This is a genomic window from Rathayibacter sp. AY1A5 (assembly GCF_002930875.1).
In the GTDB taxonomy this organism is placed as follows: Bacteria; Actinomycetota; Actinomycetes; order Actinomycetales; family Microbacteriaceae; genus Rathayibacter.
In genome coordinates this window covers 43,189-68,068 of sequence record NZ_PSTM01000012.1, presented here as the reverse complement: position 1 = coordinate 68,068, position 24,880 = coordinate 43,189, and the positions used below count along the sequence as shown (strand labels likewise).

Genomic DNA, 24,880 nt, shown 5'->3' with positions numbered 1-24,880 from the left:
TTCCGCGGGCACGGTCCGCCCGTCCGCCGCCGTCCTCACCGCCGGCCGCGACCCGATCCGCCCTCCCGCCCGCCGCCCTCTGAGGAGACCGCCATGACCACCCCGCCCGGTGCGCAGAGCGCCGCACTCTCCGACCTCTCGCTCGGCCGCTTCGGCTACTCCCGGGTGGCCCTCGTCCTGACCGGCTCCGCCATGACCCAGGTCATGCCCTACTGGATCCAGTGGGCGCGCGCCGCCGCTCCGGCGACCGAGTTCCGCGTGCTCGTCCGCGACTCGGCCTACCGCTTCACCACCCGGCACAACCTGGAGTCGCGACTGCGCGGCCGGATCCAGGACGACCGCTGGGACGACGAGATCGTCGTCGCCCACGTCGACCTCGCCGAGTGGGCCGACCTCATCCTGATCTACCCGGCCACCCTCGACTACGCCTCGCGCCTCGCGCACGGCATCACCGACTCCCCGTCGCTGCTCGCGGCCCTCACGACGGAGGCGCCGGTGTGCATCGCCCCGTCGCTCCCGCCGCGGGCGCTCGGCAACCCGGTCGTCGAGTCCACCCTCGCGCTGCTGCGCGAGCCGGCCAACTTCACCGTCATCGACCCCGTGCCCGGGCCGAGCGAGTCCAGCGACACGGCGCTCGCCTGGGTGCCGCCCGCGTTCCCCGCGGTGCTGCGCCACCTGGAGTCGCTGCGCACGGCACCGGCTGCCGCGGAGGAGGCGAGGTCGGCGTGAGCACCACCGCCCCTCCGCGGGCCCTCGTCACCGGGCTGCTCGTCACCGAGCTCTCGGCCGGACCCGACGGGACCACCGTCTGGACCCGCCGCCTCGGAGAGCAGGCGCCGCTGCCGTTCTCGCCGGTGCCCGTCCGCCTCGCAGCGCCCGATCCCCGGATCGTGCCGGGAGGCGCCGACCCGTCGATCCGCCGCTACCGCACGACCGCCCGCGCCCTGCTGCCCGCGCTCCTCCACGAGCTGTCGGAGGAGGCGCTCGTCTCCGTCGGCCGCGAGTGGAAGGGCGCGCTGGACGCGCTCCACGGCGCCCGGCCCGCCGGGGAGCCGCTCCCTCCGCGTCCGCTGCAGCGCGCCCGCGGCTGGCTCGCCGGTGGCTGGACGCCCGCCGCCGAGGAGCTCGGCGCCGGCGGTCTCCTCGAGCTCGCCGACTGGGCGGAGGCGGTCGTCGCCTCGCCGGGCGCGGTCGTGGTCCACGGCCACCCCGGCCTCGCCCACCTCGTCGTCGACGGGACCCGCGTCGCTCTGCTCACGGGCGAGGACGTCGGGCTCGCCGACCCGGTCTGGGACGCCGCCTGGGTGCTCGGGGAGCTCGCAGAGCTGCACGCCTTCCACCCCGCGCTCCGCCCGGCCCTCGACGCGCTCCGCCGCGGACTCTCGCTCGAGGAGGACCACGACGCCGAGCTGCTGCGCGTCGGCACCGCGTTCCGGCTGGCCCAGCACGCCGTCGACTGGCACCGCTCCGGGGGCGCCAGCAGCGATCAGGCGCGGCTGCTGCTGCGCCTGTCCGCCGCACAGCTGGGGGAGCGGGCGGAATGAGCGCCCGCGACGTCCCGACGCTGTCCGCCGCCCTGCCCTCCGGCGCCCGCGCGCTCGTCGTGCACCGGCCGGAGGTCCGCAACGACTCGGTCGCCCTCGCCGTGCCCGCCGGCATGCGCCACGAGCGCGACGGCGAGGAGGGGATGCTGCACCTGATCGAGCACCTCGTCTACCAGGACAGTGAGGGGGTCGCCGGTCTCGTCCGGCAGACCCGCGTCGCCGAGAGCGGCGGCGTCCTCGGCGGTCACACGCACCTCGACTACTCCGAGTTCTTCGAGACGGGTTCTCCCGGGTCGGCCGCCGTGATCGCGGAGCGGCTCGTCGAGCAGGTCTTCCGCCCCGCCTTCCGGCCGGAGCAGATCGCGGAGCAGATCCGCGCGGTCGCCTCTGAGCGGGCCGCGCGCCTCGCCCCCGCTCCGGGCGGCGTGCTGCCGTGGCCGCACCTGACCGCCCGCTACTGGGCCGACGCCCCGAACGCGCACGACGGCAGCGGCGACCTCGACCTCGAGGGCCGCGCGACCGAGCCCGTCCTGCGCGCGCTGCACAGGCGCCACTACCGCCCGGCCGGCTCCGTGCTGGTCGGCGTCACGGCCGACGACCCCGCCCGGCTCCTGGACCGCCTGGTCGCGGCCCTCGCGGAGACGCCCGATCGCGCGGCAGGACCGGTCGCCGTCCCACCTGGGACGGCCCGCCCCGAGTACCGCGCCGAGCCCGCCGCCCGCCGGCTCGCCGCGACCGCCGCCGCGCCGTCGACCCGCGTCTCCGACGAGCTGCTCGGCGACCTGATCGCCGCCGAGGCACTCGCTGCGCAGGCCGGACTCGACGCGAGCGCCGGACTCTTCGGCCCGGGCGACACCGTCGCCGACGACCTCTTCGTGCTGGTCGACGACACCGCCGTGCCCGTCGATCCGTGGCACCGCCTCCGCGCCCTCGCGGTGAGCGACGACTCCGCCCTCGAGCACGCCCGGCACCGCGCGGTGCTGCGTGCGGAGCGGCTGGTGCACGACGACGAGCGTCTGGCCCGCACCGTCGCCCGGGATGCCCTGCTGCGCGGTGCGCCCGGCTTCGCGGGCGAGCTCGTCGACTCCCTCGCCGCGCGGCCGCCGCGCCCGCTGCTCGCGGACGCCGCGGCCCGCCTCGCCGAGCAGCCCTTCGCCGCACTGGGCGTTCCCGCCGCCTCCACCCGTCCCGGAAGGAGGAGCCCATGACCGCCGCACCCCCGCTCGCCGTCGTCGACGAGCGCTCCCGCTTCGCTGTCGTCGCCCTCGGCTGGCGCGACCCGGCCGGAGACGACGGGCCCGACCGCGCTGCCCGCCTCCGCTCGGCCGTTCCCCCCGGAGCGGTCTCGCTCGCGTGGACGGCGACGGCCGGGGCGCAGAGCCTCACCGCGGTGCTCCCTCCGGAGGGCGCCGCGGCCTGGACCGCCCTGACGCTCGAGCGCGCCCAGGGAGCCGGGGATCCGGTGCTCGCCGTGGTCGGGCCCGAACGCGCCGTCCGCGAGACGTCCCGGCCCGTCTCCGTGCCCGCCGCGGCTCCGCTGCCGAGCGCTCTGCACCAGTCCCGCGAGCAGGGCTACGAGAGCACGATCGTCACCGGCGCGGACCCGTCCGGCGAAGTCGGCCACGCTGCGACGTTCCTGGCGCTGTGCCGCCTCACCGCGGGGGCCGAGCCGCTCGTCCCCGCCGCACTGCGCTCCGCCGGCGGCGATGCGGTCGCCCAGGTCGCGCGGGGCCTGCGCTCGAGCCGCCCCTCCCTCACCTGGCAGGTCGTCTCCCCGGCCGGCCAGGGCATCCCGACCCTCGAGACCGTGCTGCGCACCGTCCTCGACGGCCGCGCCGCGCACGGGGAGGGAGCACGCGCCGCGCACGCGTTCGCGCGGGCGAACCTCCTCCGCGCCTGGCGGTCGCCCGAGACGCTCGCGCGCACCCTGGTGGAGTACGAGGTGATGGGCTGGGGCGGCGCCCTGGTGCTCGATCCGGAGTCGGCGCTCGCCGCGGTCGACGAGAGTGCGCTCGAGCGGGCGGTCGCGGGGCTCCTGCGGCCCGTCGCCGACGTGGTCGGCTGGGGCTGAATCCGGCGGGCTCGATCAGCTCCGGCCGGGACGCGTCCCCAGGTCGACGAGCCCGTGCTCGATCGCCGAGACCAGGATCTGCACCCGGTCGCGCACGCCCAGCTTCTCCATCACCTTCACGAACCGCGCCTTCACGGTCGACTCGGTGACGAACAGCTCCTGCGCCATCTCGCGGTTGCTCATCCCGCGGGCGAGCAGGCGGATCACCTCGAGCTCCTTCTCGGTGAGCGCCTCGAGCAGATCGGGGTCCGGCACCGTCTCCGCCGGCACCGACTCCTCGAGCCCCTTCACCACGTGGCGCGTGACCTCGGCGGAGAGCACGGACTCGCCCGCGAGCACCGCGTGCACCGCCGCGATGATCTCCCGCGGCTTCGTGTCCTTGACCAGGTAGCCGGAGGCGCCCGCGCGGAGCAGGTCGACGACGTAGCGGTCCGTGGTGAACGTGCTGAGCCCGAGGATCGCGATGCCCGGGTGCTCGGCGTGGATCCGCTCGGTCGCGGCGACGCCGTTCATGACCGGCATCTGCATGTCCATCAGGATCAGGTCGGGCTGGAGCGTCGCCGCCTGCTGCACCGCGATCCTCCCGTCGGAGGCCTCGCCCACCACCTCGATCGCCGGGTCCTGCGAGAGGTAGTCGCGGAGGATCTCGCGGGTCATCGATTCGTCGTCCACCAGCAGCACGCGGGTCATCGCTCTCGTCCTTCGTCGGTCGCCCCCGCGACGAGCGCACCGGACGCCCGGCCCTCGAGGGGGATGGTCATGGTCGTAGTCCAGCGGCCGCCGCGGGCTCCCGCATCCAGCCGCCCGCCGAAGACGGCGCAGCGGGCCGACATCGCCTCGATCCCGAGGTGCGAGGAGACGATCGGAGCCGCGGAGGCGATCGCGTTGGAGGAGCTCAGCTGCACCTCGCCCCCCGACACCTCGAGCCGGAGCTGCACCTCACCGGCGGTGTCGCCGTGCTTGAGCACGTTCGTGCCCAGCTCCCGGACCGTGCGCCGCAGCACCTGGCGGAGGCTCGCGGGCACCTGCGCCACGGAGCCCGCCACGTCGAGGCGGACTCGGAAGCCCGCGCGCTCGATCGCGTCGGCGACGTTCCGCACGTCGTGGACGAAGCCGACAGCGGTGGTCGTGGCGCCCGAGACCTCCGGGGTCCCGAGCAGGTCGGAGTCGCCGCGGGCGGGAGCGCCTGCCTCGTCCTCGTCCTGGAGGAGCGTCACGAGGCTCCGCAGATCCTGCAGCGCCTGCTGCGCCGCGTCGCCGATGCTCTCGAGGATGCGCTCGGTCTTGGCCGGGTCCTCGACCGAGGTCGCGCGGCGGGCCTGCATGGCGATGATGGTGACCTCGTGCGCGACGATGTCGTGCAGCTCGTGCGCGAGCCGGGTCCGCTCCTCGTTGCGGATCCGCGCCTGCTCCTCCTGGATGCGGTCGGCCCGGCGCTCGCTCCGCTCGCTGCGGCCCCGGAAGGCGTTCAGGCCCAGCCCGGCGGTGCCGCCGAAGAGGACGAACGCGCCCAGGACGTAAACGGCCGTGCCCATGGCGCGGTCGACGAGCAGCACCGCGGGCAGGAGGACGAGGGTGCCGAGCACGAAGACGAGCCCCGCGCGCCAGGGGAGGAGGAAGGTGACGAAGCCGACCACCACGATGGTCGGGAAGATCAGCGCCGCGAGCAGCAGCGGCGGGGCGCCGAGCATCAGGACGACGGCGTAGACGAGGTAGAGCGAGACCGCCGCGGGGATCGCGCCGGCGAGCAGCGCCAGGAGCGGCAGGTAGGGGAGCGCCAGCTCGATCCAGCCGCGGACCGACGTGAGGTCGACGCTGCCGCCCATCAGGTCGATGACGACGAGGAGCGTGAAGGAGCCGAGCAGGAGGGACCGGGTGATCCACCCGCCGGGCAGCGTCCGCACGTCGCTCGTCCACCGCGTCGTCCCCACCACGGGACCAGGGTACCGAAGCCTCCCCCGAGCCCCGTCGGCCTTCCGTACAAGGGCGGACTGGTCTTTCGTACAGGAGCGGTGCGACGGGGCGTCGCCATGCTTATGGAGCGGTCGAGCCGATCGCACCCCTCGATCACAGGAGAACGACCATGGCCCCGATCCTCGCCGCCGCCGCCCTCGCCCTCGGAGCCGTTCTCGCTCCCGCCGCTGCTCCTGCCGCCGCTCCCGTGCAGGCCGCCTCGTCCGCCGGCGTGCAGACGGTCGCCGCCTCCTACGAGCTGCCGAAGGTGCAGAAGCCGGGCGGCATGGAGTCGATCCAGGACCGCGGCGCCCTCTGCAACCTCTTCGGGATGTGCTGAGCGCAGCTCTCGGACCGGGTCAGCCCTTCAGCGGGTCGTTGCCCCAGTTCATCAGGGAGTAGCGCCACTTCGTCTCGGTGACATCGCCCGAGGGACGCTGCTTCGCGTGCCGGTGCACGTAGCCGATGACCTTCGTCATGTGGGCGTAGTCGTCGTCGCTCAGGTCGGCCTGCTTCGTGCCGAGCAGCTCGACGATGCGGCGCCCGCTCTCGTGGCCGACGGACTCGCCGCCGCCCTCCGGCTTCTGGCCGACCTCCTTCGACTCGTCGGTACCGAGCCACTCCTCGAGCTCCTTCGCGGTCATGTTCACGGCGTCGTGGAACTCGTCGCGGGTCGTCCGCTTCTCGTCGTCGGTGGGCATCGCGGGGCTCCTCGGGTCGGTCGGTCCGGGTCGGTCGGTGACCTCCAGCGGAGCCTGTCGGAGGGGGAGAGGTCAAGCCCCGTGCGCGGTTCCAGGGCGCGCGTAGCGTCGGAGGAGTCCGCACCAGCCGACCACCGCCGACGTCCGCCGCCGGCAGAGAAGAGGCCCACATGCCCTCCCGCAACACCCTCGTCCGCAGTCTCCACGACCTCGGAGCCGCCGCCTGGTTCGGCGGCTCGCTCATGGGCGCCGTCGGCCTGAACGGCGCCGCGTCCACCTCGTCCGACCCGGCGGAGCGCCTCCGCCTCTCCTCGAACGGCTGGGCCCGCTGGACCCCTGTGCAGCTCGCCGCGATCGCCGCCCACGGCGTCGGCGGCATCGGCCTCGTCCTCGCCAACAAGACCCGCCTGGCCAACCAGCAGGAGAGCCGCACGAACACCGTCGTCAAGACCGTCGTGACCGGGCTCGCCGGTGCCGCCTCGGTGATCGCCGCGGTCGCCGGAGCGACGCAGGCCAAGCACGCCGACGAGGGCGCCCCCGGCGTGACCGAGGCGTCGGAGCACAACTCACAGGAGCTGACCACGGCCCTCCGCGTGCAGAAGGTCACCCAGTGGGCCATCCCCGTGCTGACCGCCGTCATCATCGTCCTCGGCGCCCAGCAGGGCGAGCAGCAGCGCCCCGTGAAGGGCCTCTTCGAGACCACGGCGCGGATGTTCCGCAAGTAGTCCCCGCGCTCGCGCGCAGACCGTCGGCTGAGAGTGCCCGCCGTCCCCCGAGGGTGGAGGGCGGCTGCTCTCGGCCGACGTTCTGCGCGCTGGGTCCGGCTAGCGGCAGTGTCCGCGGCTGCTGCGGGGTCGCCGTGGGGATCGCCGAGGCGGACGCGCCTGTGCTGATCTGCTCGGCGACCACCCCGCCGTGAAGGGTGATGCGGCAGCTGATCCCGCCCTGGTCATCGGAGTTTCAAGGCGCCGATCCCGCCGATCAGGGAAGCGGGGCGGGAACCGACTCCGGTCCTCCTCGGACCGGGGCGGCGAAGTCGTCGCACGACTGAGGGCCCGACCGCGGCCGGGGAGTGGAGTGGTATCGCCCGTACGCACGGAGGCGATCCGATTGACCCCGCTATCTCTACATAGGTAGCGTCATCCGTGTGCAGCCACTCCCTCGCCTCACGTCCGCCACCGCGGACGTCCTCCGGACCCTCCTCGACGCCGACGGCCCGACCTGGGGCATGGTCGTGATCAAGGCCACCGGGCGACCGGCGGGCAGCGTCTACCCGATCCTGGAGCGGCTCGAGGGAGCGGGCTGGGTGGTCTCGGAGTGGGAGGCCGCGAGCGAGCGGAGCGGCCCGCGTCGCCGGCTCTACGAGCTGACCGCGGAGGGCGCCCCGGCAGCCCGGGCCGCCGTCGAGCGGATGAGGTCGACCGCGCGGACGGCGCCGCGAGCGGCGGAGGCGACCGCGTGAGCGCGCTCCTGCGGCTCCTGTCGCTGCTGCTGCCCCCGCTCGCCCGCGAGCGCTACCTCGAGGAGTGGCGGGCGGACCTGGCCGGGGCCGCCGAGCTGGGACTGCCCCGGCGCGGCGTCGTCCTCGGAGCGCTCGCCCTGCTGGTGAGCGTCGACCGCGACCTGCCCGCGCACACCGGCGAGGCGCGGGGCACGCTCCCGCGCCGCCTCGCCCGCCGCGGACTCGCGCTCTTCGCCGCGGCCGCGCTGATGCTCAGCGGCATCGCGCTGACCGGCGGCGGGATCGTCCCCGAGCCGGGTGCCGCCTCCGACACCGCCCTTGCGGCCGTCGGCGCCGTGCAGACCGCGGTGCTCGTCGCCGCCGTCGCGGTCGCGGTCCTCGGCGCGGTCCACCTCCTCGGCGCCGCGGCGTCGGCCCGCACGATGCTCGCGCGGATCTCCCTGGTCGCGGCCGTCGTCGGCCCGGTGCTCACCGCGGCCGGCCTCCTCCTCCCCGGACCCCTCGCCCTCGTCGGCCTGCCCGTCTCCCTCGCCGGACTCGTCTGCGGGGCGATCGTCCTCGGCGGCTCGCGGACCATCGCCCTCGCACCGCGGACGGCGACCCGCGCTCAGCGCCTCCCCGTCGCCCTCGCGGGCCTCGCGCTCGTGGCGGCTGTCACGGTGGTGGGCGCGGTGGATCTGCTGGTCTGGAATCCGCAGGCGAAGGTCCCCGGCGTGGCCCTGGCGGAGATCTACGCGACCATGTCCGAGCGCGACGGCTTCGAGTTCGGCTCCCACGCGATCTGGGTCACCGGGTGGGCCGCGTTCTGGACGGCCGCCGCGATCGTCGTGACGGTCGGCGCCCTCGTCGGCCGGAGGTCGCCGCTCACTCCGCGGCGGATCGCGGTGCTCATGCTCGCCCTGGTGGCCGGCGCCGTCGTCTTCCGCTTCTTCGCCGGGTTCGGCTTCGGGATGTCGGTCGCCGACACCTTCGTCACGTCCGGCGGCGACGGCTCCCTGGTCTCGGCGATCCTGCCGCCGCTCGGACAGCTCGCGCTCGCCGGCGCCGCGATCGCGGTGGGCTGGGCGCCCCGGGTCGCCCGGCCGACGGCGGCCTCCGCGGCCTGACAGTGCTCGTGCCGGAGGAGGGCTTCGCCCGGGCGGCTCGGGATGCGCGAGATCGGGGCGGCCTGCCGACTTACCTCCCTTCCTTGTGAACAGGAACGGCCCGTTCCGGCGCGGCCGAGCGCCCTCCGACCTACTCCAACCGGCGCAGGAAGCGGGCCGGCTGGTCGAGGAAGCCGCGCCAGGTCCGCACCAGGTCGAGGTCGTCGTAGCGGCAGGGGCGCAGGCCCGTCTCGTCGAGCTCGTAGAGGTCGGCTCCGGGGAGGGCCGCGAGGATCGGCGAGTGCGTGGAGAGGACGACCTGCGAGCCGCCGGCGACCAGATCGCGCAGCTGCCCGATCAGGGCGAGGCAGCCCGACACCGAGAGGGCCGACTCCGGCTCGTCGAGGAGCCACAGCCCGCTGATCCGGGAGCGGTTCGCCACGATGTCGAGGAACGACTCGCCGTGGCTCCGCTCGTGGTACCCGCCGTCGATCCCCACCTCCTCCAGGTAGCTGAAGAAGCCGTGCATCGTCTCGGCGCGGAGGAAGAAGCCGCGCTTGGACGCCCCGGCCCCGCGGACCAGCTGGAGGTGCTCGGCCAGGTCCGACTCCGAGGCGCGGGAGGAGTGCATCGCACCCGTGGATCCGCCCTCCGCGTTCAGCCCGTAGGCGAGGGCGACCGCCTCGAGCAGCGTCGACTTGCCCGAGCCGTTCTCGCCGGTGATCACCGTCACCTGGCCGAGATCCCAGCCCTCGGCCAGCACCTGCCGCACGGGCGCGAGCGTCGCGGGCCACCGCGCGAGGTCGGCGGGGTGCTCGGGTCGGGCCTGCACGCGGCGCACCGGGAGGGTCGAGAACACCCGGTCAGTCAAGCAGGTCGACGCTCCAGCCGGCCTCGGCCAGCGCGCGGGCCGTGTCGGCGCGGGGCGAGTAGGGGAGGTCGTCGGCGCCGACCACGCGGTAGTCGGTGTCGCCGGGGCCGACCCAGAGGACGGAGTCGGACGGGCCGGCCCGGTGCAGCGCGGCGCGGACGGCGTCGGCCGGCTCCGCGATCTCGAGCACCTCGCAGCGCTCGACGCGGCGCGCGCCGTCGACCAGGGCGCGGCGGATCCGCGCGGGGTCCTCGAAGCGCGGGTGGTGGTCGGTGACGATCACCAGGTCGGCGCGCTCGGCGGCGGCCCGGCCCATCGGCGCGCGCTTGCTCGGGTCGCGGTCGCCGTCGGCGCCGAGGAGGACGAGCACGCGGCCGGGCGTCACCTCGCGGAGGGCGTCGACGGTGCGCGCGACCGAGTCGGGCGTGTGCGAGAAGTCGAGGAAGACCCGCGGCCCGTCGGCGCCGGACACGAGCAGCGTCCGCCCGGGCACGGTGACGTCGATCCCGGAGCCGACCGCCGCGGCCACCCGGTCGCGCGCGTGGCCCGCCTCGACCAGCATCACCAGCGCGAGGGCCGCGTTCGAGGCCATGTGGCGGCCGAGGAGCGGGACGGAGGTGGTCGTCGACCAGCCGTCGCGGGCGGTGAGCCGGAAGCGGGTGCGGTCGACCGCGGTCTCGAGCACGTCGATCCGCCAGTCGGCTCCGTCCCCGGCCGAGAGCGTGACGACCGGGACCGAGGCTTCGCGGGCGACCCGGCGCCCCGCCTCGGTGTCGACGACCACGACGCCGCGGCGGCTCCGCTCGGGCGTGAACAGGCGCTGCTTGGCGCGGAGGTACTCGTCCAGGTCGCCGAAGTCGTCGAGGTGGTCGTGGCTGAGGTTGGTGAACCCGGCGACGTCGAGCACGATCCCCTCGACCCGCGAGCGCACGAGCGCCTGGGCGCTGACCTCGATCGCCGCCGCCTCGACGCCGTCCTCCGCCATCCGGGCCAGGAGCGCGTGCAGCTCGGAGGCCTCGGGCGTGGTGAGGCGGCTGGCGACGACGTGGTCGGCGCTGCGGCGCTCGGCGGTGGAGCTCAGCCCCGAGACGACGCCCAGCTGCCGGAGCACCGCGTCGAGGAGGTGCACGGTGCTGGTCTTGCCGTTGGTGCCGGTCACGCCGAGGAGCACCGGTCCGCTCCTCGTGCCGTACACCTGCGCGGCGACCGGGCCGAGGGCGGTGCGGGGGTCGTCGCTGAGGAGGACGGGCAGTCCGGAGGCGCGCGCCTCGTCGAGCCCGCCCGCGTCGGTGAGCACGGCGACCGCTCCTGCCGCCGCCGCGTCGGCCGCGAACCGGGCGCCGTGGCTCCTCCTCCCGGGGAGCGCGGCGAAGAGGGCGCCGGGGCCCGCCTCGGTGTGCGCGACGGTCACCGCGGTGATGCGGACGTCGGAGCCGTCGCCGTGGAGGCGGAGCCGATCGCTCGCGAGGTCGGCGAGCGCGACACCGGCGGCGTGGAGCGGTTCGAGGAGCCGGAACACCGGCATGCGGGCCTCCTGCGGGGCGGGGCGGTGTCGCCGAGGGCCCGCGGGCGCCGCCGGGCGACCGGAGGGGGAGGGCCGGGAGGCCCATGCCTCAGCCTGCGCGCCGCTCCCCCCGATCGGGGAGGCCCTTGCCACCGCCCGGCCGGGCCGCTACCCGCCTCCGCCTACTGCCGCGAGAACGCCTCCTGGTACAGCGCCGCGAGCTCGGGGGAGCTCTCGCCGCTGAGGCCGCAGGTCAGGATCGTGTCGCCGTCGGCCGCGACCAGGTAGTCGACCCCGGTCTCGAAGACGATGGGGGCCCCGTCCACCGCCGTCTCCCTGCCCTGGGTGACCGTGACGCCGTCGCCGACCTCGCCCGCGTAGCGCTCGAGCACGTGCAGGGTGACGGTGCTCCCGTCGATCGAGCGGACCTCGGCCCGGAACGCGAGCTGAGCGGGGGCCAGCGCGGCGGCCGTCACCGGCGAGCACGCGGCCATCGGCCCGCCCGTGCTCGGCAGGATCAGCGTCGAGGTGCTGCCCCCGCCCACGCCGAGCGCGAAGGGCAGCAGGAGGGAGGCGGCGGCCCCGGCGCTCAGCGCGCCGACTCCCACGATCAGCCAGGGGGACCGGCGGCGGGAGTGCACCGTCCGCGTGCCCTCACCCGTCGCGGCGGCGATCTGCTCGGCGAGCTCGTCGCGGTCGAGCCCGGGGAGGCTCCGCGCGGGGTCGACCGTGCGGAGGAGGCGGCGGACGTCCTCGTCGTCGGTTCCGGTCATCGGAGTCCCCCTTCAGGCGCGTGCGGGTCGGTGGAGTCGTAGAGCTCGGCGAAGCGGCGCCGCGCGCGATGGAGGCGGATCGAGACGGCGTTCGCCGTGACTCCGAGGACCGCGGCGATCCCGCGGACGTCGAGCTCCTCCCACGCCCAGAGGCGCAGCAGCTCGGCGTCCCGCTCGCGCATCCGGGCGAGCACGAGGCGCACGGTCTCCTCCGCGCCCGACGCCTCGCCCTCGTCGATCTGCACCTGGGGCGGATCGACGACCGCGATCCGCTGGGCGAGCATGACCTGCCGGCGCTGCATCCGCCGGGCGTTCTGCAGCTGGAGCCGGGCGACGCCGATCGCCCACGGCACCGGGTCGTCCTCGGGGACGTCGGCGCTGCGGCGCCAGAGCGCCGAGAGCGTCGCGGCGAGCACGTCGTCGGCGGTGGCGGAGTCGGTGCGCCGCCAGAGGTAGCGGCGGACGGGATCGGCGACCGCGGCGGCGACCGCGGCGAACCGGTCGGGACCCGCGAGGGGAGCTGGCATGTGCCTCATGCTCCCTCCTGTCCGGGATCGGCGCACATCTTTCACCGGCGCGCCGGGCGGGACTCCGCGCTCTCCCAGCACCGCGGGAGCGCGGGTCGGCGCTCAACGCCGCGAGGTGCCCACGAACTCCAGCCAGCCGGCCACGAACGGCTCGATGTCGTCCACCTCGTTCAACGCGAGAGCGTCCAGGTCGACTCCGCGGCACTCCAGCGTGAGGACGTGCCCCCGCACCCAGGCGGCCGCGCGCACGGCCCCGGCTCCCTCCCACACCTCGAAGGGCTCCGGAGCCCCGTCGACCGGGATCTCCGCGATCCGCGTGGGAGCGGGCAGCGCCTCCGGCTGCACGAACGAGACGGGCGCCTCCTCCCGGCAGCAGAGCAGCGCGACGTCGTGCCGCGGATCGCCGAGGGTCGTGCGGATCTCGACGGAGGGCCCCGGCCCGCCCGGGACCGCCTCGTCGGCGAGGAACGAGAGCCCCCGCGGGCCGCCCGTCAGCGTCCACTCCGCCAGCAGCCGCGGACCGTTCCAGCCCGAGACCGCCCAGAGCGGGAGGTCGCCGAACGACCCGCGGATCCGCGCGACCCGCTCGGCGAGGTGCGCGGAGAACTCCTCCTCGCCGAGACGCCGCGCTCCGTCCATGGCCCGATCGTAGGTCGGGTGCCGCGGCACGGCCAGACCCCTCGCTACTGTGAACGTCGACCCCCGCCTCCCTTCCCCGCCGAGGAGCCCCATGCCCATCTGGACCCTGCACGGAGACGGCCGCACCGTCGAGCCCGGCGCCGTCGTCGCCCCCGGCGAGCGGCTCGCCTGGCCGGCGACGATCGCCATCGGCATCCAGCACGTCGTCGCCATGTTCGGAGCGACGTTCCTCGTGCCCGTGCTCACCGGGTTCCCGGTCGCCACGACCCTGCTCTTCTCCGGAGTCGGGACGCTGCTGTTCCTCTTGATCACGCGCAACCGGCTCCCCAGCTACCTCGGCTCGAGCTTCGCGTTCATCGCGCCCGTCACGGCCGCGACCGCCGTCGGAGGGACGGGGTCGGCGCTCGCCGGAGTCGTCGCCGTGGGCCTCCTCCTGGCCGCCGTCGGCGTCCTCGTGCAGGTCGTCGGCCTCGGCTGGATCGACAGGCTGATGCCGCCGGTCGTCGCCGGCGCGATCGTGGCCCTGATCGGGTTCAACCTGGCTCCGACCGCGTACCTCAGCTTCAAGCAGGCACCGATCACCGGGACGATCACGCTCGCCGCGATCATCCTGTCGAGCGTGTTCCTCCGCGGCTTCCTCGGCCGCGTCTCGATCTTCCTCGGCGTGGTCATCGGCTACGTCGTCGCCCTGCTCCGGAACGAGATCGACTACTCCGCGGTCGGTGCGGCCGACTGGTTCGGGCTGCCGCCGTTCACCTTCCCCGACTTCGCCTCCGGATCCACGTGGTCGGGCATCGCGATGTTTCTGCCGGTCGTGCTCGTCCTCATCGCCGAGAACGTCGGACACGTCCGCGGCGTCGCGACGATGACCGACGCCTCCGCCAACGCCAGCACCGGCCGGGCCCTGATCGCGGACGGTATGGCGACCACCCTCTCCGGCGCCTTCGGCGGCTCCGGCACCACGACCTACGGCGAGAACATCGGAGTGATGGCGGCCACCCGCGTGTACTCGACGGCCGCCTACTGGGTCGCCGGCGTCACCGCGATCCTGCTCAGCCTCTCGCCCAAGGTCGGCGCCGTCTTCAACTCGATCCCGGCCGGAGTCCTGGGCGGCGCGACCACCGCGCTCTACGGCCTGATCGGCGTGATCGGCATCAAGATCTGGATCGACAACCGCGTCGACTTCTCGCGCCCGGTCAACCAATACACCGCCGCGGTCTCCCTCGTGATCGCCATCGCCGGCTTCTCGTTCTCCTCCGGTGGCTTCGAGCTCGGCGGCATCGTCCTCGGCGCCGGCGCCGCCCTCGTGATCTACCACCTGGGCAACGCCATCGCCCGCTGGCGCCGCACCGGCGCCGACGACGGCGGCCCCCTCCCCGCCATCGGCCAGCTCGGCGGCGACCCGCAGGACCGCTGACCGCGGCCTGCTCCGTCCTGCCGCTCCCGAGACGCCGCCGTGCCGTCCGGACGCCGCCCTCCCGCGGACGTCCCGGCGCGCACGGCGGCGTCTCGGCACCCGACGGAGCCGTCCCGGCGCGCGCACCGCAGCACCGCCTCCGCTTACCACGTTCGGGTCAGTCCGCAACCCGGTGCGCTCCCAGGCGGCTCCCGCCTAACGTCGAGCGTGACGACCGCAGCAGCGGAACGCCGCACACCGAGTGAGACAGCAAGGAGCACCACCGTGCCGCAGATCATCGAGACCGTCGACGTCAACGTCCCCGTGTCCGTCGCCTACAACCAGTGGACCCAGTTCGAGGAGTTCCCGCGCTTCCTCGACGAGGTCGAGTCGATCCAGCAGGTCACCGACACCCTCACCGTCTGGAAGGTGAAGGTCGGCCCCGTCGAGCGCGAGTTCGAGGCGAACATCACCGAGCAGCACCCCGACGAGCGCGTCGCGTGGAACAGCACCGGCGGCGAGACCGACCACGCCGGCGTCGTCACCTTCCACAAGCTCTCCGACACCGAGACCCGCGTCACCGTGCAGCTCGACTGGGAGCCCAAGGGCTTCCTCGAGACGCTCGGCTCGCTCGTCGGCGCCGGCAGCCACGCCGTGAAGAAGGACCTGAACAACTTCAAGGAGTACATCGAGAAGCAGGGCACCCCCGACGGTGCCTGGCGCGGCGACGTCGAGGCCTGAGCCGTGACCGACGCAGCCACCTCGTCCGAGGGCGAGAAGAAGGCGAACGGTCTCGGCGACGACAAGACCATCCCGCACTCCGAGGACGGGCTGGCGGTGGGGGTCTCCGGAGACTCGCACTTCAACCCCGAGGAGGACGCTCCCGAGGAGCCCTCCGAGAGCTGACGCTCTCCTCCGGGGAGCCCGACCGCTCTCCTCCGCGAGATGCCACTTGTGCACACGACACGCCGCGAGGCGTGCGCACAGGTGGCATCTCGCGGTTGAAGGCTCAGCGCCAGGCCCGGGTGTACTGCGGGGGCACCGGCAGGTCCGCGCCGAGCTCGTGCGCCATCCGCACCGGAGCGTTCGGGTCGCGCAGCAGCTCGCGGGCGAGCAGCACGACGTCGGCGTCGCCGTTCGCGACCACGCCCTCCGCCTGCTCCGCCGTGGTGATGAGTCCCACGGCGCCGACCAGCGCACCGGTCGCCTTCCTCAGGTCGCGCGCGAACGGCACCTGGTAGAGCGGCGCCACCGGGATGCTGGCGTGCACGAGTCCGCCGGTCGACACGTCGAAGAGGTCCACGCCCTCGGCGCGCGCCCACTCCGAGACGGTGATCGTCTCCTCCAGTGTCCAGCCGCCCTCGGCCCAGTCGGTCGCGGAGAAGCGGACGAGCAGCACGAGCTCCCCGATCTCGGCGCGGACCGCGCGGACGACCTCGAGGAGCAGGCGCGCCCGGTTCTCGAGCGAGCCGCCGTAGGAGTCCTCGCGGGTGTTCGAGAGCGGCGACAGGAACTGATGGAGCAGGTACCCGTGCGCGGCGTGCAGCTCGATCACGTCGAAGCCGGCGTCCGCGGCGCGGCGGGCGGAGGCGCGGAACGCCTCGACGAGGCCGGGCAGATCCTCCGCGGCCAGCTCGCGCGGCTCCGCGTAGCCCTCGAACGCGACGGCCGAGGGAGCGACGGTCGGCCAGCCGCCGTCCTCCAGCGGCACGGATCCGCGTCCGCTCCACTCGCGGTAGGTCGACGCCTTCCGGCCTGCGTGGGCGAGCTGCACGCCCGCGAGCGCGCCCTGTCCGTGCACGAAATCGACGATCGGAGCCCAGGCGTCGCGCTGCTCGTCGTTCCACAGCCCGGTGTCCCAGGGGCTGATCCGCCCCTCGGGGACGACGGCAGTGGCCTCCGCGATGACGACGCCCGATCCGCCGCGCGCGAGCCCGCCGAGGTGCACGAGGTGCCACGAGGTGGGCACGCCGTCCTGCGCCTCCACCGAGTACTGGCACATCGGTGCCGCCCAGAGGCGGTTGCGCGCGGTCCTCGAGCGGAGCGTCAGCGGCTGGAACAAGGCGGTGTCGGTCATGTCTCTCCTGTCGTGCTTCTCCGCGGAACGCCGCTTCGGTACGCGATACGCCGGTGAGGGCGTACGGCGGCGGCATCTCGCGGAGGGGGTCACGTGCTCCAACCGGGAGAAGAGCCCGGCTATGCCCGGATCAGCGCGGCCAGGTCGCCCCGGGCGCGTCCTGCCAGACGGTGCTCGGCGGAGCGAGCGACTCCAGCTCCTCGAACAGCGCGTCGGGGATCTCGAGCGCGTCGTCGGCCACGAAGGAGTCGTAGTGCTCGGCGGAGGTGGCGCCGACGACCGTCGTCGTCACGCGGGGGTCGCGCGTCGAGAACTGCAGCGCGGCGGCGGCGAGCGGCACGCCCGCCCGGTCGCAGGCCGCTCCCATCGCCGCGACGGCGTCGACGATCTCGCGCGGCGCCGGCTGGTAGGCGTAGGAGGCGACCGGCTCCGGCCAGCGTGCGAGGGCGCCTCCGCCGTAGACCGCCGCGTTGACCACGATCACGCCGCGGTCCACGGACGCGTCGATCAGCTCCTCGGAGGAGCGGTCGACGAGCGTGAAGCGGTTGTGGGTGATCACGGCGTCGAACAGGCCGGTGTCGACGTAGTGGCGCAGCATCGGCGCGGGTCCGCCCGAGATCCCGATCGAGAGGGCGACGCCCGCCTCCTTCATCGCGACGAGCGCGCGGACCGGGCCGTCCTCGGCGAAGGCCTCGTCGTACGAGATGCGCTCCGGGTCGTGCAGGTAGAGCAGGGGGAGGACGTCCATACCGAGGCGCTCGCGGCTCTCGTCGAGGCTGCGGCGCATCCGCTCGGCCGAGTAGCTGCCGGTGCTCGGGTCGCGGTCGAGCTTGGTGACCACGGTGATCCCCTCGGGGACGCCGCCGCGGGCCAGCAGGGCCTCGCCGATCAGGCGCTCGCTGTGGCCGCCGGCGTACTCGTTGGACGTGTCGACGACGGAGACGGCGCGGGTGGCGGCGTCGGAGTCGAGGACGCGCTCGAGGGCAGGCACCCGGTCGAGGTCGGCGACGCGCTCGGGGCGCCAGGAGGTGCCGAGGGTCAGCCGGGTGACGGTGGCGCCGGACGGGCCGAAGGGCCGGAGGCGGGAGGACTGCGGAGTCATCCGCTCAGCCTGGCAGCGCCGGGGTCCTCCCGCATCCCGCGGCGGATGAACGGTCAGTGGACGGGAGGGCTCTGCCCGACCACGCCGAAGCCCTGAAGCGTCGACGCGAGCGTTCCGGCGGAGAGGTGGGCGATCCGGAAGACGGTGTCGGAGCGGCGCGGCCGCCTCCGAGGTCGACGAGGTGTCGCGCTCGACGGGATCCCTCCGCGGGGCCTTCCGCGGGGCTCGACGACCGGGCGGCGGACCGGCCCGAGGCCGCCCTCACGGCGGGACGCGGGCCGGTGGTGCGGCCTAGGCTCGGCGCGTGACCGTCGATACCGCCGCCGCCGACTCCTCCGCCCGCTCCGCCGCGCTCGATGCTCTCGCCACTCCGGCGCTGGTGCTCGACGAGGCGGTGCTCGACCGCGACATCGCCGCCGTCGCCGCGGCTGCCCGCGAGCGGGGCCTGGCGCTCCGCCCCCACGCGAAGACGCACAAGTCGCTCGAGATCGCCCGCCGCCAGCTCGCCGCGGGGGCCGTCGGCCTCACCGTCGCGACCGTCTCGGAGGCCGAGGTCTTCGCCGCGGGAGGGATCCGCGACCTCTTCATCGCCTACCCGCTCTGGCTCGACGCCGAGCGCGCCGGGCGGCTCCGCCACGTCCTCGCGAGCGCCCGTGTGCGGGTCGGCGTCGACTCGGCGGAGTCGGCCGAGCGCCTGGCCGCGGCCCTGCCCGAGCGCGAGGGGCTTGAGGTCGTCGTCGAGATCGACTCCGGCCACCACCGCAGCGGCGTGCTCCCCGCCGAAGCCGGCGCGATCGCCGCGGCCGCCGTCTCGGCCGGGCTCGACGTCGCCGGCGTCTTCACCTTCCCCGGCCACAGCTACGCGGCCGGCAACGGAGCGGCGGCCGCCCGCGACGAGGCGCGCGCGCTCGCCGAGGCGGTCGCGTCGCTCGCGGCGTCCGGAGTCGAGGCCCGCGTGGTCAGCGGAGGCTCGACCCCGTCGGCCGCGTTCGCCGACTCCTCGGTGCTCACGGAGCTGCGCCCCGGGGTCTCGGCCCTCGGCGACGCCCAGCAGTGGGAGATCGGCACGACGACGCCCGAGGACATCGCCGTCACCGTCCTCGCCACGATCGTGTCCCGCCGCGGCGACCACCTGATCGCCGACGCGGGCAGCAAGGTGCTCTCCTCCGATCGTGGCGCGGCCTCGAGCGGCTTCGGCCGCCTCCCGGAGCACCCGGAGGCGCGCATCCCGGTGCTCTCGGAGCACCATGCGACGATCACCGGTGTCGACCTGCCCGTGGGGACGCGGGTGCGGATCGCGCCGAACCACGTCTGCGTCGCGGTGAACCTGGCCGACGAGTACCGCGTCCTCCTCCGCGACGGCGGCGGCGCCGTCTGGCCCGTCGACGCCCGCGGGCGGAACAGCTAGGCGATCCGCGAGCGCGGGATCCGCAGGCCGAGCAGCGCGCTCGCCGCCAGCAGCACGAAGGCGGAGGCGAAGGCCGCGGTCGGCGATGCGGCGTCGGCGAGAGCGCCTGCGAGCAGCGGCCCGATCACGCCGCCCAGGTCGGACGCGGCCTGGAACACCGAGACCGGCTTGCCGCCGCGCTCGCCCGCGGCGTCACCGACCAGCGCACCCGGGGCCGTGCCCATGAAGGCGGCCGCCGCTCCGTAGACGCAGAGCAGCACGACGAGCAGCCACAGCTCCGAGACGAACGGCATCGCCAGCATCGCCACCGCCGCGACGGAGAATCCGCCGATCAGCGCCGGGCGCCGACCGACCGTGTCGACGAAGCGGCCGGCGGGCGCTAGCGCGATCGTCTGCACCACCGCGGCGATCGCGAACGCGATGCCGGTCCAGGCGGGCTGCCCGCCGAGCCCCTCGACGACGAGCACGGGGACGAGCGTCGCGCGGACTCCCATCGCCGACCAGCCGAGGGCGAAGTTCGCCAGCACCGCGCTCTGGTACCGGCGGTCGCGGGCGACCTCGCGCAGGGGCTTCGTCCTCGCCGCGGCGGACGGTGCCGCGTCGCGCTCCGGCCGCTGCAGCAGGATCAACCCGACGAGCCCCGCGATCGCGAGCGTGCCGGCGTAGAAGAAGAAGGGGGCGGTGAGCGAGATCGCCGTGAGCACGCCGCCCACCGCGGGGCCCGCCATGCCGCCGAGCAGGAAACCGCCCTGGTAGAAGCCGATCGAGCGGCCGCGCCGCTCCGGGCTCGCGGTGCGCAGGAGGAGCGTCATCGCCGCGACGGAGAACATCGCGGAGCCGATGCCGCCGACTCCGCGCAGCAGGAGGAGGTGCGGGTAGTCGGAGGCGAAGCCGACCAGCGCCGAGGAGAGCGCGACGATGCCGATGCCGACGGCGAGCACGACCCGCTCGCCGAACCGGTCGACGAGCGGCCCCACGAACGGATTCGCGACCAGCCGCATCAGCGCGAACGCCGAGACGACCGCGCCGACCGCCGTGTAGTCGACGCCGAAGCTGCGCACGTAGGTCGGCAGCACCGGCACGACGACGCCGAACCCCAGCATCACGAAGAAGGCGACGACCCCCAGCACGAGCACGTCCCGCGGCAGTCGCTCGCTGTCTCGGGAACGCCACGGGAATCGCACCTGTCGACGCTACCCCTTCTCGAGGGCCCGGCCCGCGCCTCGATGTGTCGAGTTCGCGCCGACCGTCCGACACCCTCTCCGCGATGGATACGGTCCCAGGACCCGATGGATCTGCCGGCGAATGAGGAGACGTCATGAAGAGTTCTCTGTGGTTCGGGTCCGGTCTCGCTGTCGTCGCGCTGGCGCTGACGTCGGTCCTCGGGGCGCAGGTGGCCTCGGCCGCTCCGATTCAGCCGAACAAGAACTGCGAGGACGAGTTTCAAGGGGGGTGCGTGAAGTGGTACACCGGCGTCTCGACCTGCGATCACATCGTCGAGACCAGTGCCCCGGAATATCGCGAGAAGGCCTGCGCGGTCTGGGTCACGACGGGGACGATGCACATCGAGCGATGAACGATGGTGGACCGCACGACCGCCTCATCGGCGGTACTCGTATCCGTGCTGCTCCTCGTGGGCTGCACCGAGCCGGGAGGCGATCAGGAGGCCGCTCCCTGTGTCCCGCTCGAGCGCACGTGGAACGACTACGCGCCGGAACTCGATCCCGTTCTGCGTCCACCGTTTCGCGAAGCCCTCGAGGGCTTCGACGAGAGCTCCTCGAACTCGATCGCGTCCGACGCTGCTCGTCTCGCCACGAGCAATCTGCTCTCCGCGATCTCCGGGGATCGACGAGCGAGCGAGTACTTCTGGAACGCCATGGACCTGATCGGCCGTGAGTGCGCCGAGGCGGGAGCCCCGCTGTCGTTCGACCACCACTGTGAGCAGCTGACGACGGGGAGCAGCGCCGACCACGGGCGCCCGCCCTGGGTCGTCGATCCGCCGCCTCAGCCGGAGAGCGGCACGATCGAGCCGACGATCCCGGAGTAGCTCACGTAGTAGAGGACGCCGTCGCGGTGGAGGACGCCGCGGCCGGGGTAGCTCTCGTCCGGTCCGTCGGGCCCGTCGAGGAAGCCCGGAGCCGCGGTGTCGTCGGCGGTGAACCCATCCGCGAGGAGCGCGGCGCTCCGATCCGGCCACTCCGCGTCCGGGACCGCCAGCTGCCCGACCACGACCGACACGTCGCCCTGGCCGCTCCACCGGCAGAGCACCCCGTCCTCGGCGATCTCCTGCACGACGGGGTAGTCGACGTCGTAGACCGTCGCCTCGGGCGAGAGGGCGAGGCCGTCCTCGGCGAGCGACGCCTCCTCCTCGGCCGTGAGCAGGTCCTCGCAGGGGAGCAGGGCGGTGGCCGGGGTCGCGGTGGGCAGCGGAGTCGCGCTGCCGGCGCTCGCGGTCGGCACGGCACTGCTCGGCGTCGGAGCGCTCGAGATCAGCGGTGGAGCTGTCGTCGGGGCCGTCCCCTCGTCGGCGCTTCCCGTGCAGCCGCTCAGCGCGAGCAGCCCCGCCCCGCAGGCGAGCAGCGCACCGGCGCCCCTCGCGGTCGTCGTCCGGATCATCGCGAGCCCCCTCGTCCGCGGCGGCCGCGTCGCCGCCCCCTCGATCCTCTCCTCCGCTCTTGTCGGCTGTCCACCGCCCCCGGCCGGCGCCGGGGGCGACTACCGCTTCGGCCCCGCGCCGATCGCCCAGACCCGCGGCGGCACGGTGCCGTTGACCGCGTGGTCGCCGACGATCCGCGCCTTGAACACCCACGGATTGTGGCTCGCGGCCGTGCGCGCGTTGCGCCAGTGCCGGTCGAGGTTCTTGCGGGTGCTCACCCCGGAGGCGCCCAGCGCGTCGAAGAGGTCGGAGGTCGCCCGGGTGGCCAGCTGCGTCAGGACGATCTGGGCCTGCGCCGTCTCGAGCTCGGCGAGGTCGTTCTGCCGCTCGTCCTCGAGCGGGTCGCCGTCGAGGGCCGCGTCGTGCGCCCGCTGCAGCGCGACCGCCGCGCGCTCCACGATCGCCGCTCCCGCATAGGCGGCGGCCGAGACCTGTCCCACCACCTGCAGGATCTGCGGATCCGCCGCGAACGACTCGGCGTTCCCGTGCGAGAAGATCCGGGTCCGCGCCCGCACTTCGGCCGCGATCTCGCGCTCGGCCCCAGCGATCGAGCCCGCCAGCACGGCCAGCAGCACCGCCTGGTAGAACGCGGTCTGGTAGCGGAACCGGGTCTCGAAGGCGATCACGTCCTCGGCCGCGACCACCGCCTCCGTGAAGGTGCTCGTCCCCGAGCCCGTGGTGCGCTGGCCGAAGCCGTCCCAGTCGTCGGCGTGCTCGACGCCCGCCTGGCGCGCGTCGACGATCGCGATCACCTTCTGCCCGGTGTCGGTGCGCTGGGCGAAGGTGTCGATCCAGTCGGCGAAGACGCTGCCGGTGGAGTAGTACTTCGTGCCGGTCACGGTGAACCGCGTCGGGTCGCCGTCGACCGGAGCGACCTTCGTCTGCACGTCGCCGATCGCGACCGTGCCGACCTCGGTCCAGGCGTTGCCGCCGAGCTCGCCGTCGGCGAAGCGCCGGAGCCAGCGCTCGCGGGTCCCGTCGGTCGCGAGCAGACGGTCCTCGACCAGGGCGAAGTGGCCGCGGAGCGCCTGGGGCAGGTTGGAGTCGGCGGCGGCCAGCTCCGTCAGCAGGCGGAACAGCTGGGGGAGGCTCGCGCCGGCCCCGCCGGACTCCAGCGGCACGCGCACCGCGCCGAACCCGGCCTCCGCCAGCGCTCGGATGTGCGCGACCGGCAGCTCGCGTGCGCTCTCCCGCGCCGCCGCTCCCGCCGCGATCTCGGCGAACAGCGGCCGGAACCGCCCCGCCAGCTCCTCGTAGTCCACCTCGGGCACGGCCCGCACGTCGGTCGCGGTCATCGTCGGCTCCTGTTCCGCTGCGCCCACCCCGGGCGGCTCGTGCTCGACGGTAGGGGAGGAGCCCGGTCCGCGGTCCGCCCGTGACGCCCGGTGTCCCTCCGTGACCTCCGGTGTCCCTCCGTGACGCCCGGATCGGGGAATGCCTCGCCCCCGGGGCTGTTGGCCCAGGGGATGTCCTCCACCACTCCCGTCCCCCCGTCCGACCCCCGCAGCGCCCTCGTCGTCGGTGCGACCGGCATCGGCGGCTCCGCCCTCGTCGACCTGCTCACCGAGCAGGGCTGGCCGGTGACCGCCCTCTCGCGCCGCCCGATCGACGCGCGCCCCGGCGTCACTCCGCTCGCCGCCGACCTGCGCTCCGCCGAGGACCTGGCCCGCGTGCTCGCCGACCAGCGCCCCACGCACGTCTTCTTCACCGCCTGGTCGCGTCAGGCGACGGAGGAGGAGAACATCGCGGTCAACGGCGGCATGGTCCGCGACCTCCTCGCCGCGCTCGCGCACGCTCCCGTCGAGCACGTCGCGCTGGTGACCGGCCTCAAGCACTACCTGGGCCCGTTCGAGGCGTACGGGCAGGGCGCGATGCCCGACACCCCGTTCCACGAGGAGGAGGAGCGCCTCGACGCCCCGAACTTCTACTACGCGCAGGAGGACGAGCTCTTCGCCGCGGCCGGGCGCGCCGGGTTCACCTGGTCGGTGCACCGTTCGCACACGGTCATCGGGCACGCCGTCGGCAACGCGATGAACATGGGGCTGACCCTCGCGGTCGCGGCGTCGATCCACCGTGCCGAGGGCACCCCGTTCGTGTTCCCCGGCTCGCTCACGCAGTGGAACGGACTCACCGACATGACCGACGCGACGATCCTCGCCGAGCAGATGCTCTGGGCGTCGACGTCGGAGGCGGGCCGCGACCAGGCCTTCAACGTGGTCAACGGCGACGTCTTCCGCTGGCGCTGGATGTGGACCCGGATCGCGGAGCACTTCGGCGTCGAGCCGGTCGGCCCGGGGGAGGAGCCGCAGCCGCTCGAGCAGCAGATGGCCGATGCCGAGCCCGTCTGGCGGCGCCTCGTCGACGAGCACGGGCTGATCGAGCCCGACCTCTCCCGCGTCGCCTCCTGGTGGCACACCGACGCCGACCTCGGCCGGAACCTCGAGGTCGTCACCGACATCGGCAAGTCCCGCCTCGCCGGCTTCACGGCGTTCCACCGGACGGTCGACTCGTTCACGGCGCTCTTCGACCGCTACCGCGCGGAGCGCCTGATCCCCTAGCGGTTCGCTGCGGCACCCCTCGCGATGAGCACGTCCGGCGAGAGCTGGTGGCGCACGAAGCGGAGGGTGAAGCTGCGGCGGTCTCCTCCGGCGACCCGCTCGGCGAGGACGCGGATGCCGAGGACGGCGACGACGCGCCACTGCTCGGTCTCGTGGGCGACGACGGCGCAGAAGAGGTCGCCCGGGCGCACCTCGTCGACGGTGGTGGTGAGGCTGTTCGTTCCGTGGGTCATCTGGCCGCTCCTGGTTCCGGCGGACCTCGCGGACGGCGCTTCGGGTGCGCCGCGCAGCCGTCCGCCGGTCGCTCGAGAGGGGGGCCCGAGCGGCCGGCGGCCGGTCATGCGTGCGACAGCAGGGACGAGCCCGCCGGAACGACCCCGTGCCGCAGGAGCAGTGTAGGACTGCGACCCTGACCGTGGCGCGGAATGTCAACCACTTGCGAGCGCGCTCCCGGGGTTCTCACGCCCGGAGACGACGGAACCCGCCTCCCGGGCGGGAAGGCGGGTCGTGTCGGTGTGCGGCGGCGGCGCCTGATCGGGAGCGGCTCCGGCGC

General features: G+C 74.4%; 29 protein-coding genes. 15 read left to right on the top strand and 14 right to left on the bottom strand.

What is annotated here, in order from left to right:
• Positions 1–93: 93 nt before the first annotated feature.
• From C5B98_RS10220 to C5B98_RS10205, 4 genes are read left to right on the top strand one after another with little or no spacing between them, the layout of a single operon-like run.
• Entirely contained in the window at positions 94–729 is a 636-nt protein-coding gene (locus C5B98_RS10220; protein WP_104225100.1) for a flavoprotein, read from the top strand.
• Positions 726–1,544, top strand: coding sequence for a hypothetical protein (locus tag C5B98_RS10215; protein WP_104327735.1), 819 nt, complete (start codon positions 726–728; stop codon positions 1,542–1,544). Before C5B98_RS10220 ends, C5B98_RS10215 begins: the two co-directional genes overlap by 4 nt.
• Entirely contained in the window at positions 1,541–2,752 is a 1,212-nt protein-coding gene (locus C5B98_RS10210) for a pitrilysin family protein (RefSeq protein WP_104225098.1), read from the top strand. Before C5B98_RS10215 ends, C5B98_RS10210 begins: the two co-directional genes overlap by 4 nt.
• On the top strand, positions 2,749–3,615 hold the full coding sequence (locus C5B98_RS10205; protein ID WP_104256258.1) for a hypothetical protein: 867 nt from the start codon (positions 2,749–2,751) through the stop codon (positions 3,613–3,615). Before C5B98_RS10210 ends, C5B98_RS10205 begins: the two co-directional genes overlap by 4 nt.
• Positions 3,616–3,630: 15 nt before the next feature.
• Here the strand turns inward: C5B98_RS10205 and C5B98_RS10200 are convergent, their stop codons facing one another.
• Both C5B98_RS10200 and C5B98_RS10195 read right to left on the bottom strand, forming a co-directional pair.
• Positions 3,631–4,305 (bottom strand): response regulator transcription factor, encoded by a 675-nt coding sequence (locus C5B98_RS10200; RefSeq protein ID WP_104225096.1) that lies wholly within the window; start codon positions 4,303–4,305, stop codon positions 3,631–3,633.
• Positions 4,302–5,549 carry a sensor histidine kinase gene (locus tag C5B98_RS10195; RefSeq protein WP_258063492.1) on the bottom strand — a complete coding sequence of 416 codons (1,248 nt, stop codon included), beginning with the start codon at positions 5,547–5,549 and terminating at the stop codon, positions 4,302–4,304. Before C5B98_RS10195 ends, C5B98_RS10200 begins: the two co-directional genes overlap by 4 nt.
• A gap of 149 nt (positions 5,550–5,698) precedes the next feature.
• On the opposite strand from C5B98_RS10195, the gene C5B98_RS10190 reads away from it, so the two are divergent.
• Positions 5,699–5,908, top strand: a complete 210-nt coding sequence (locus C5B98_RS10190; RefSeq protein WP_104225965.1) for a hypothetical protein — start codon at positions 5,699–5,701, stop codon at positions 5,906–5,908.
• A 19-nt stretch (positions 5,909–5,927) separates the two neighbouring features.
• Here C5B98_RS10190 and C5B98_RS10185 read toward each other — a convergent pair whose 3' ends face one another.
• Positions 5,928–6,269, bottom strand: coding sequence for a DUF3140 domain-containing protein (locus tag C5B98_RS10185; protein WP_104327734.1), 342 nt, complete (start codon positions 6,267–6,269; stop codon positions 5,928–5,930).
• Between the two features lie 170 nt (positions 6,270–6,439).
• Here C5B98_RS10185 and C5B98_RS10180 point away from each other — a divergent pair, with 170 nt between their 5' ends.
• From C5B98_RS10180 to C5B98_RS16980, 3 genes are all read left to right on the top strand, one after another.
• Positions 6,440–6,994 (top strand): hypothetical protein, encoded by a 555-nt coding sequence (locus tag C5B98_RS10180; RefSeq protein ID WP_104225963.1) that lies wholly within the window; start codon positions 6,440–6,442, stop codon positions 6,992–6,994.
• Between the two features lie 422 nt (positions 6,995–7,416).
• Entirely contained in the window at positions 7,417–7,731 is a 315-nt protein-coding gene (locus C5B98_RS10175; RefSeq protein WP_104249735.1) for a PadR family transcriptional regulator, read from the top strand.
• Positions 7,728–8,837 (top strand): hypothetical protein, encoded by a 1,110-nt coding sequence (locus C5B98_RS16980; RefSeq protein WP_181065519.1) that lies wholly within the window; start codon positions 7,728–7,730, stop codon positions 8,835–8,837. The genes C5B98_RS10175 and C5B98_RS16980 overlap by 4 nt, the downstream gene beginning before the upstream one ends.
• A gap of 130 nt (positions 8,838–8,967) precedes the next feature.
• On the opposite strand, the gene C5B98_RS10165 is transcribed toward C5B98_RS16980, so the two are convergent.
• The 5 genes from C5B98_RS10165 to C5B98_RS10145 all read right to left on the bottom strand — a co-directional run bounded on the left by C5B98_RS10165 (position 8,968) and on the right by C5B98_RS10145 (position 13,130).
• The gene (locus C5B98_RS10165) at positions 8,968–9,675 is read right to left on the bottom strand and encodes an AAA family ATPase (protein ID WP_104268547.1); all 708 of its coding nucleotides are present in this window, start codon (positions 9,673–9,675) and stop codon (positions 8,968–8,970) included.
• 4 nt (positions 9,676–9,679) lie between these two features.
• Positions 9,680–11,212: a Mur ligase family protein gene (locus C5B98_RS10160; RefSeq protein WP_104327733.1), complete on the bottom strand. Its 1,533-nt coding sequence runs from the start codon at positions 11,210–11,212 to the stop codon at positions 9,680–9,682.
• A gap of 161 nt (positions 11,213–11,373) precedes the next feature.
• Entirely contained in the window at positions 11,374–11,964 is a 591-nt protein-coding gene (locus tag C5B98_RS10155) for a hypothetical protein (RefSeq protein ID WP_104327732.1), read from the bottom strand.
• The gene (locus C5B98_RS10150; protein ID WP_181065518.1) at positions 11,961–12,491 is read right to left on the bottom strand and encodes an RNA polymerase sigma factor; all 531 of its coding nucleotides are present in this window, start codon (positions 12,489–12,491) and stop codon (positions 11,961–11,963) included. Before C5B98_RS10150 ends, C5B98_RS10155 begins: the two co-directional genes overlap by 4 nt.
• A 102-nt stretch (positions 12,492–12,593) precedes the next feature.
• On the bottom strand, positions 12,594–13,130 hold the full coding sequence (locus C5B98_RS10145) for a hypothetical protein (protein WP_104327730.1): 537 nt from the start codon (positions 13,128–13,130) through the stop codon (positions 12,594–12,596).
• Between the two features lie 91 nt (positions 13,131–13,221).
• On the opposite strand from C5B98_RS10145, the gene C5B98_RS10140 reads away from it, so the two are divergent.
• From C5B98_RS10140 to C5B98_RS16975, 3 genes are all read left to right on the top strand, one after another.
• A complete protein-coding gene (locus tag C5B98_RS10140) occupies positions 13,222–14,547 on the top strand; it encodes a uracil-xanthine permease family protein (protein ID WP_104224156.1) in 1,326 nt (441 codons plus the stop codon).
• Between the two features lie 264 nt (positions 14,548–14,811).
• Positions 14,812–15,267, top strand: a complete 456-nt coding sequence (locus tag C5B98_RS10135) for an SRPBCC family protein (RefSeq protein ID WP_104224157.1) — start codon at positions 14,812–14,814, stop codon at positions 15,265–15,267.
• Between the two features lie 3 nt (positions 15,268–15,270).
• Positions 15,271–15,432 carry a hypothetical protein gene (locus C5B98_RS16975; RefSeq protein ID WP_181065517.1) on the top strand — a complete coding sequence of 54 codons (162 nt, stop codon included), beginning with the start codon at positions 15,271–15,273 and terminating at the stop codon, positions 15,430–15,432.
• A gap of 103 nt (positions 15,433–15,535) precedes the next feature.
• Here C5B98_RS16975 and C5B98_RS10130 read toward each other — a convergent pair whose 3' ends face one another.
• Together C5B98_RS10130 and C5B98_RS10125 are read right to left on the bottom strand one after the other, a co-directional pair.
• Positions 15,536–16,603 carry an NADH:flavin oxidoreductase/NADH oxidase gene (locus C5B98_RS10130; protein WP_104224158.1) on the bottom strand — a complete coding sequence of 356 codons (1,068 nt, stop codon included), beginning with the start codon at positions 16,601–16,603 and terminating at the stop codon, positions 15,536–15,538.
• A 130-nt stretch (positions 16,604–16,733) separates the two neighbouring features.
• Positions 16,734–17,705 (bottom strand): aldo/keto reductase, encoded by a 972-nt coding sequence (locus tag C5B98_RS10125; protein WP_104224159.1) that lies wholly within the window; start codon positions 17,703–17,705, stop codon positions 16,734–16,736.
• A 304-nt stretch (positions 17,706–18,009) separates the two neighbouring features.
• On the opposite strand from C5B98_RS10125, the gene C5B98_RS10120 reads away from it, so the two are divergent.
• Positions 18,010–19,113: an alanine racemase gene (locus tag C5B98_RS10120; RefSeq protein ID WP_104224160.1), complete on the top strand. Its 1,104-nt coding sequence runs from the start codon at positions 18,010–18,012 to the stop codon at positions 19,111–19,113.
• Here the strand turns inward: C5B98_RS10120 and C5B98_RS10115 are convergent.
• Positions 19,110–20,297: an MFS transporter gene (locus tag C5B98_RS10115; protein WP_244229579.1), complete on the bottom strand. Its 1,188-nt coding sequence runs from the start codon at positions 20,295–20,297 to the stop codon at positions 19,110–19,112. The two genes, C5B98_RS10120 and C5B98_RS10115, sit on opposite strands and share 4 nt — an antisense overlap.
• 134 nt (positions 20,298–20,431) lie before the next feature.
• Here C5B98_RS10115 and C5B98_RS10110 point away from each other — a divergent pair, with 134 nt between their 5' ends.
• Both C5B98_RS10110 and C5B98_RS10105 read left to right on the top strand, forming a co-directional pair.
• Complete coding sequence (locus C5B98_RS10110) at positions 20,432–20,689, top strand: hypothetical protein (protein WP_104224161.1); 258 nt, start codon at positions 20,432–20,434, stop codon at positions 20,687–20,689.
• Positions 20,690–20,692: 3 nt separating this feature from the next.
• A complete protein-coding gene (locus tag C5B98_RS10105) occupies positions 20,693–21,160 on the top strand; it encodes a hypothetical protein (protein ID WP_104224162.1) in 468 nt (155 codons plus the stop codon).
• On the opposite strand, the gene C5B98_RS10100 is transcribed toward C5B98_RS10105, so the two are convergent.
• The gene (locus tag C5B98_RS10100; RefSeq protein WP_104224163.1) at positions 21,118–21,729 is read right to left on the bottom strand and encodes a hypothetical protein; all 612 of its coding nucleotides are present in this window, start codon (positions 21,727–21,729) and stop codon (positions 21,118–21,120) included. The two genes, C5B98_RS10105 and C5B98_RS10100, sit on opposite strands and share 43 nt — an antisense overlap.
• A 99-nt stretch (positions 21,730–21,828) precedes the next feature.
• A complete protein-coding gene (locus C5B98_RS10095; protein ID WP_104224164.1) occupies positions 21,829–23,064 on the bottom strand; it encodes an acyl-CoA dehydrogenase family protein in 1,236 nt (411 codons plus the stop codon).
• A 171-nt stretch (positions 23,065–23,235) separates the two neighbouring features.
• Here C5B98_RS10095 and C5B98_RS10090 point away from each other — a divergent pair, with 171 nt between their 5' ends.
• Complete coding sequence (locus tag C5B98_RS10090) at positions 23,236–24,327, top strand: SDR family oxidoreductase (RefSeq protein WP_104224165.1); 1,092 nt, start codon at positions 23,236–23,238, stop codon at positions 24,325–24,327.
• Here C5B98_RS10090 and C5B98_RS10085 read toward each other — a convergent pair.
• The gene (locus tag C5B98_RS10085; RefSeq protein WP_104224166.1) at positions 24,324–24,560 is read right to left on the bottom strand and encodes a hypothetical protein; all 237 of its coding nucleotides are present in this window, start codon (positions 24,558–24,560) and stop codon (positions 24,324–24,326) included. The genes C5B98_RS10090 and C5B98_RS10085 overlap by 4 nt on opposite strands.
• Between the last annotated feature and the right edge of the window lie 320 nt (positions 24,561–24,880).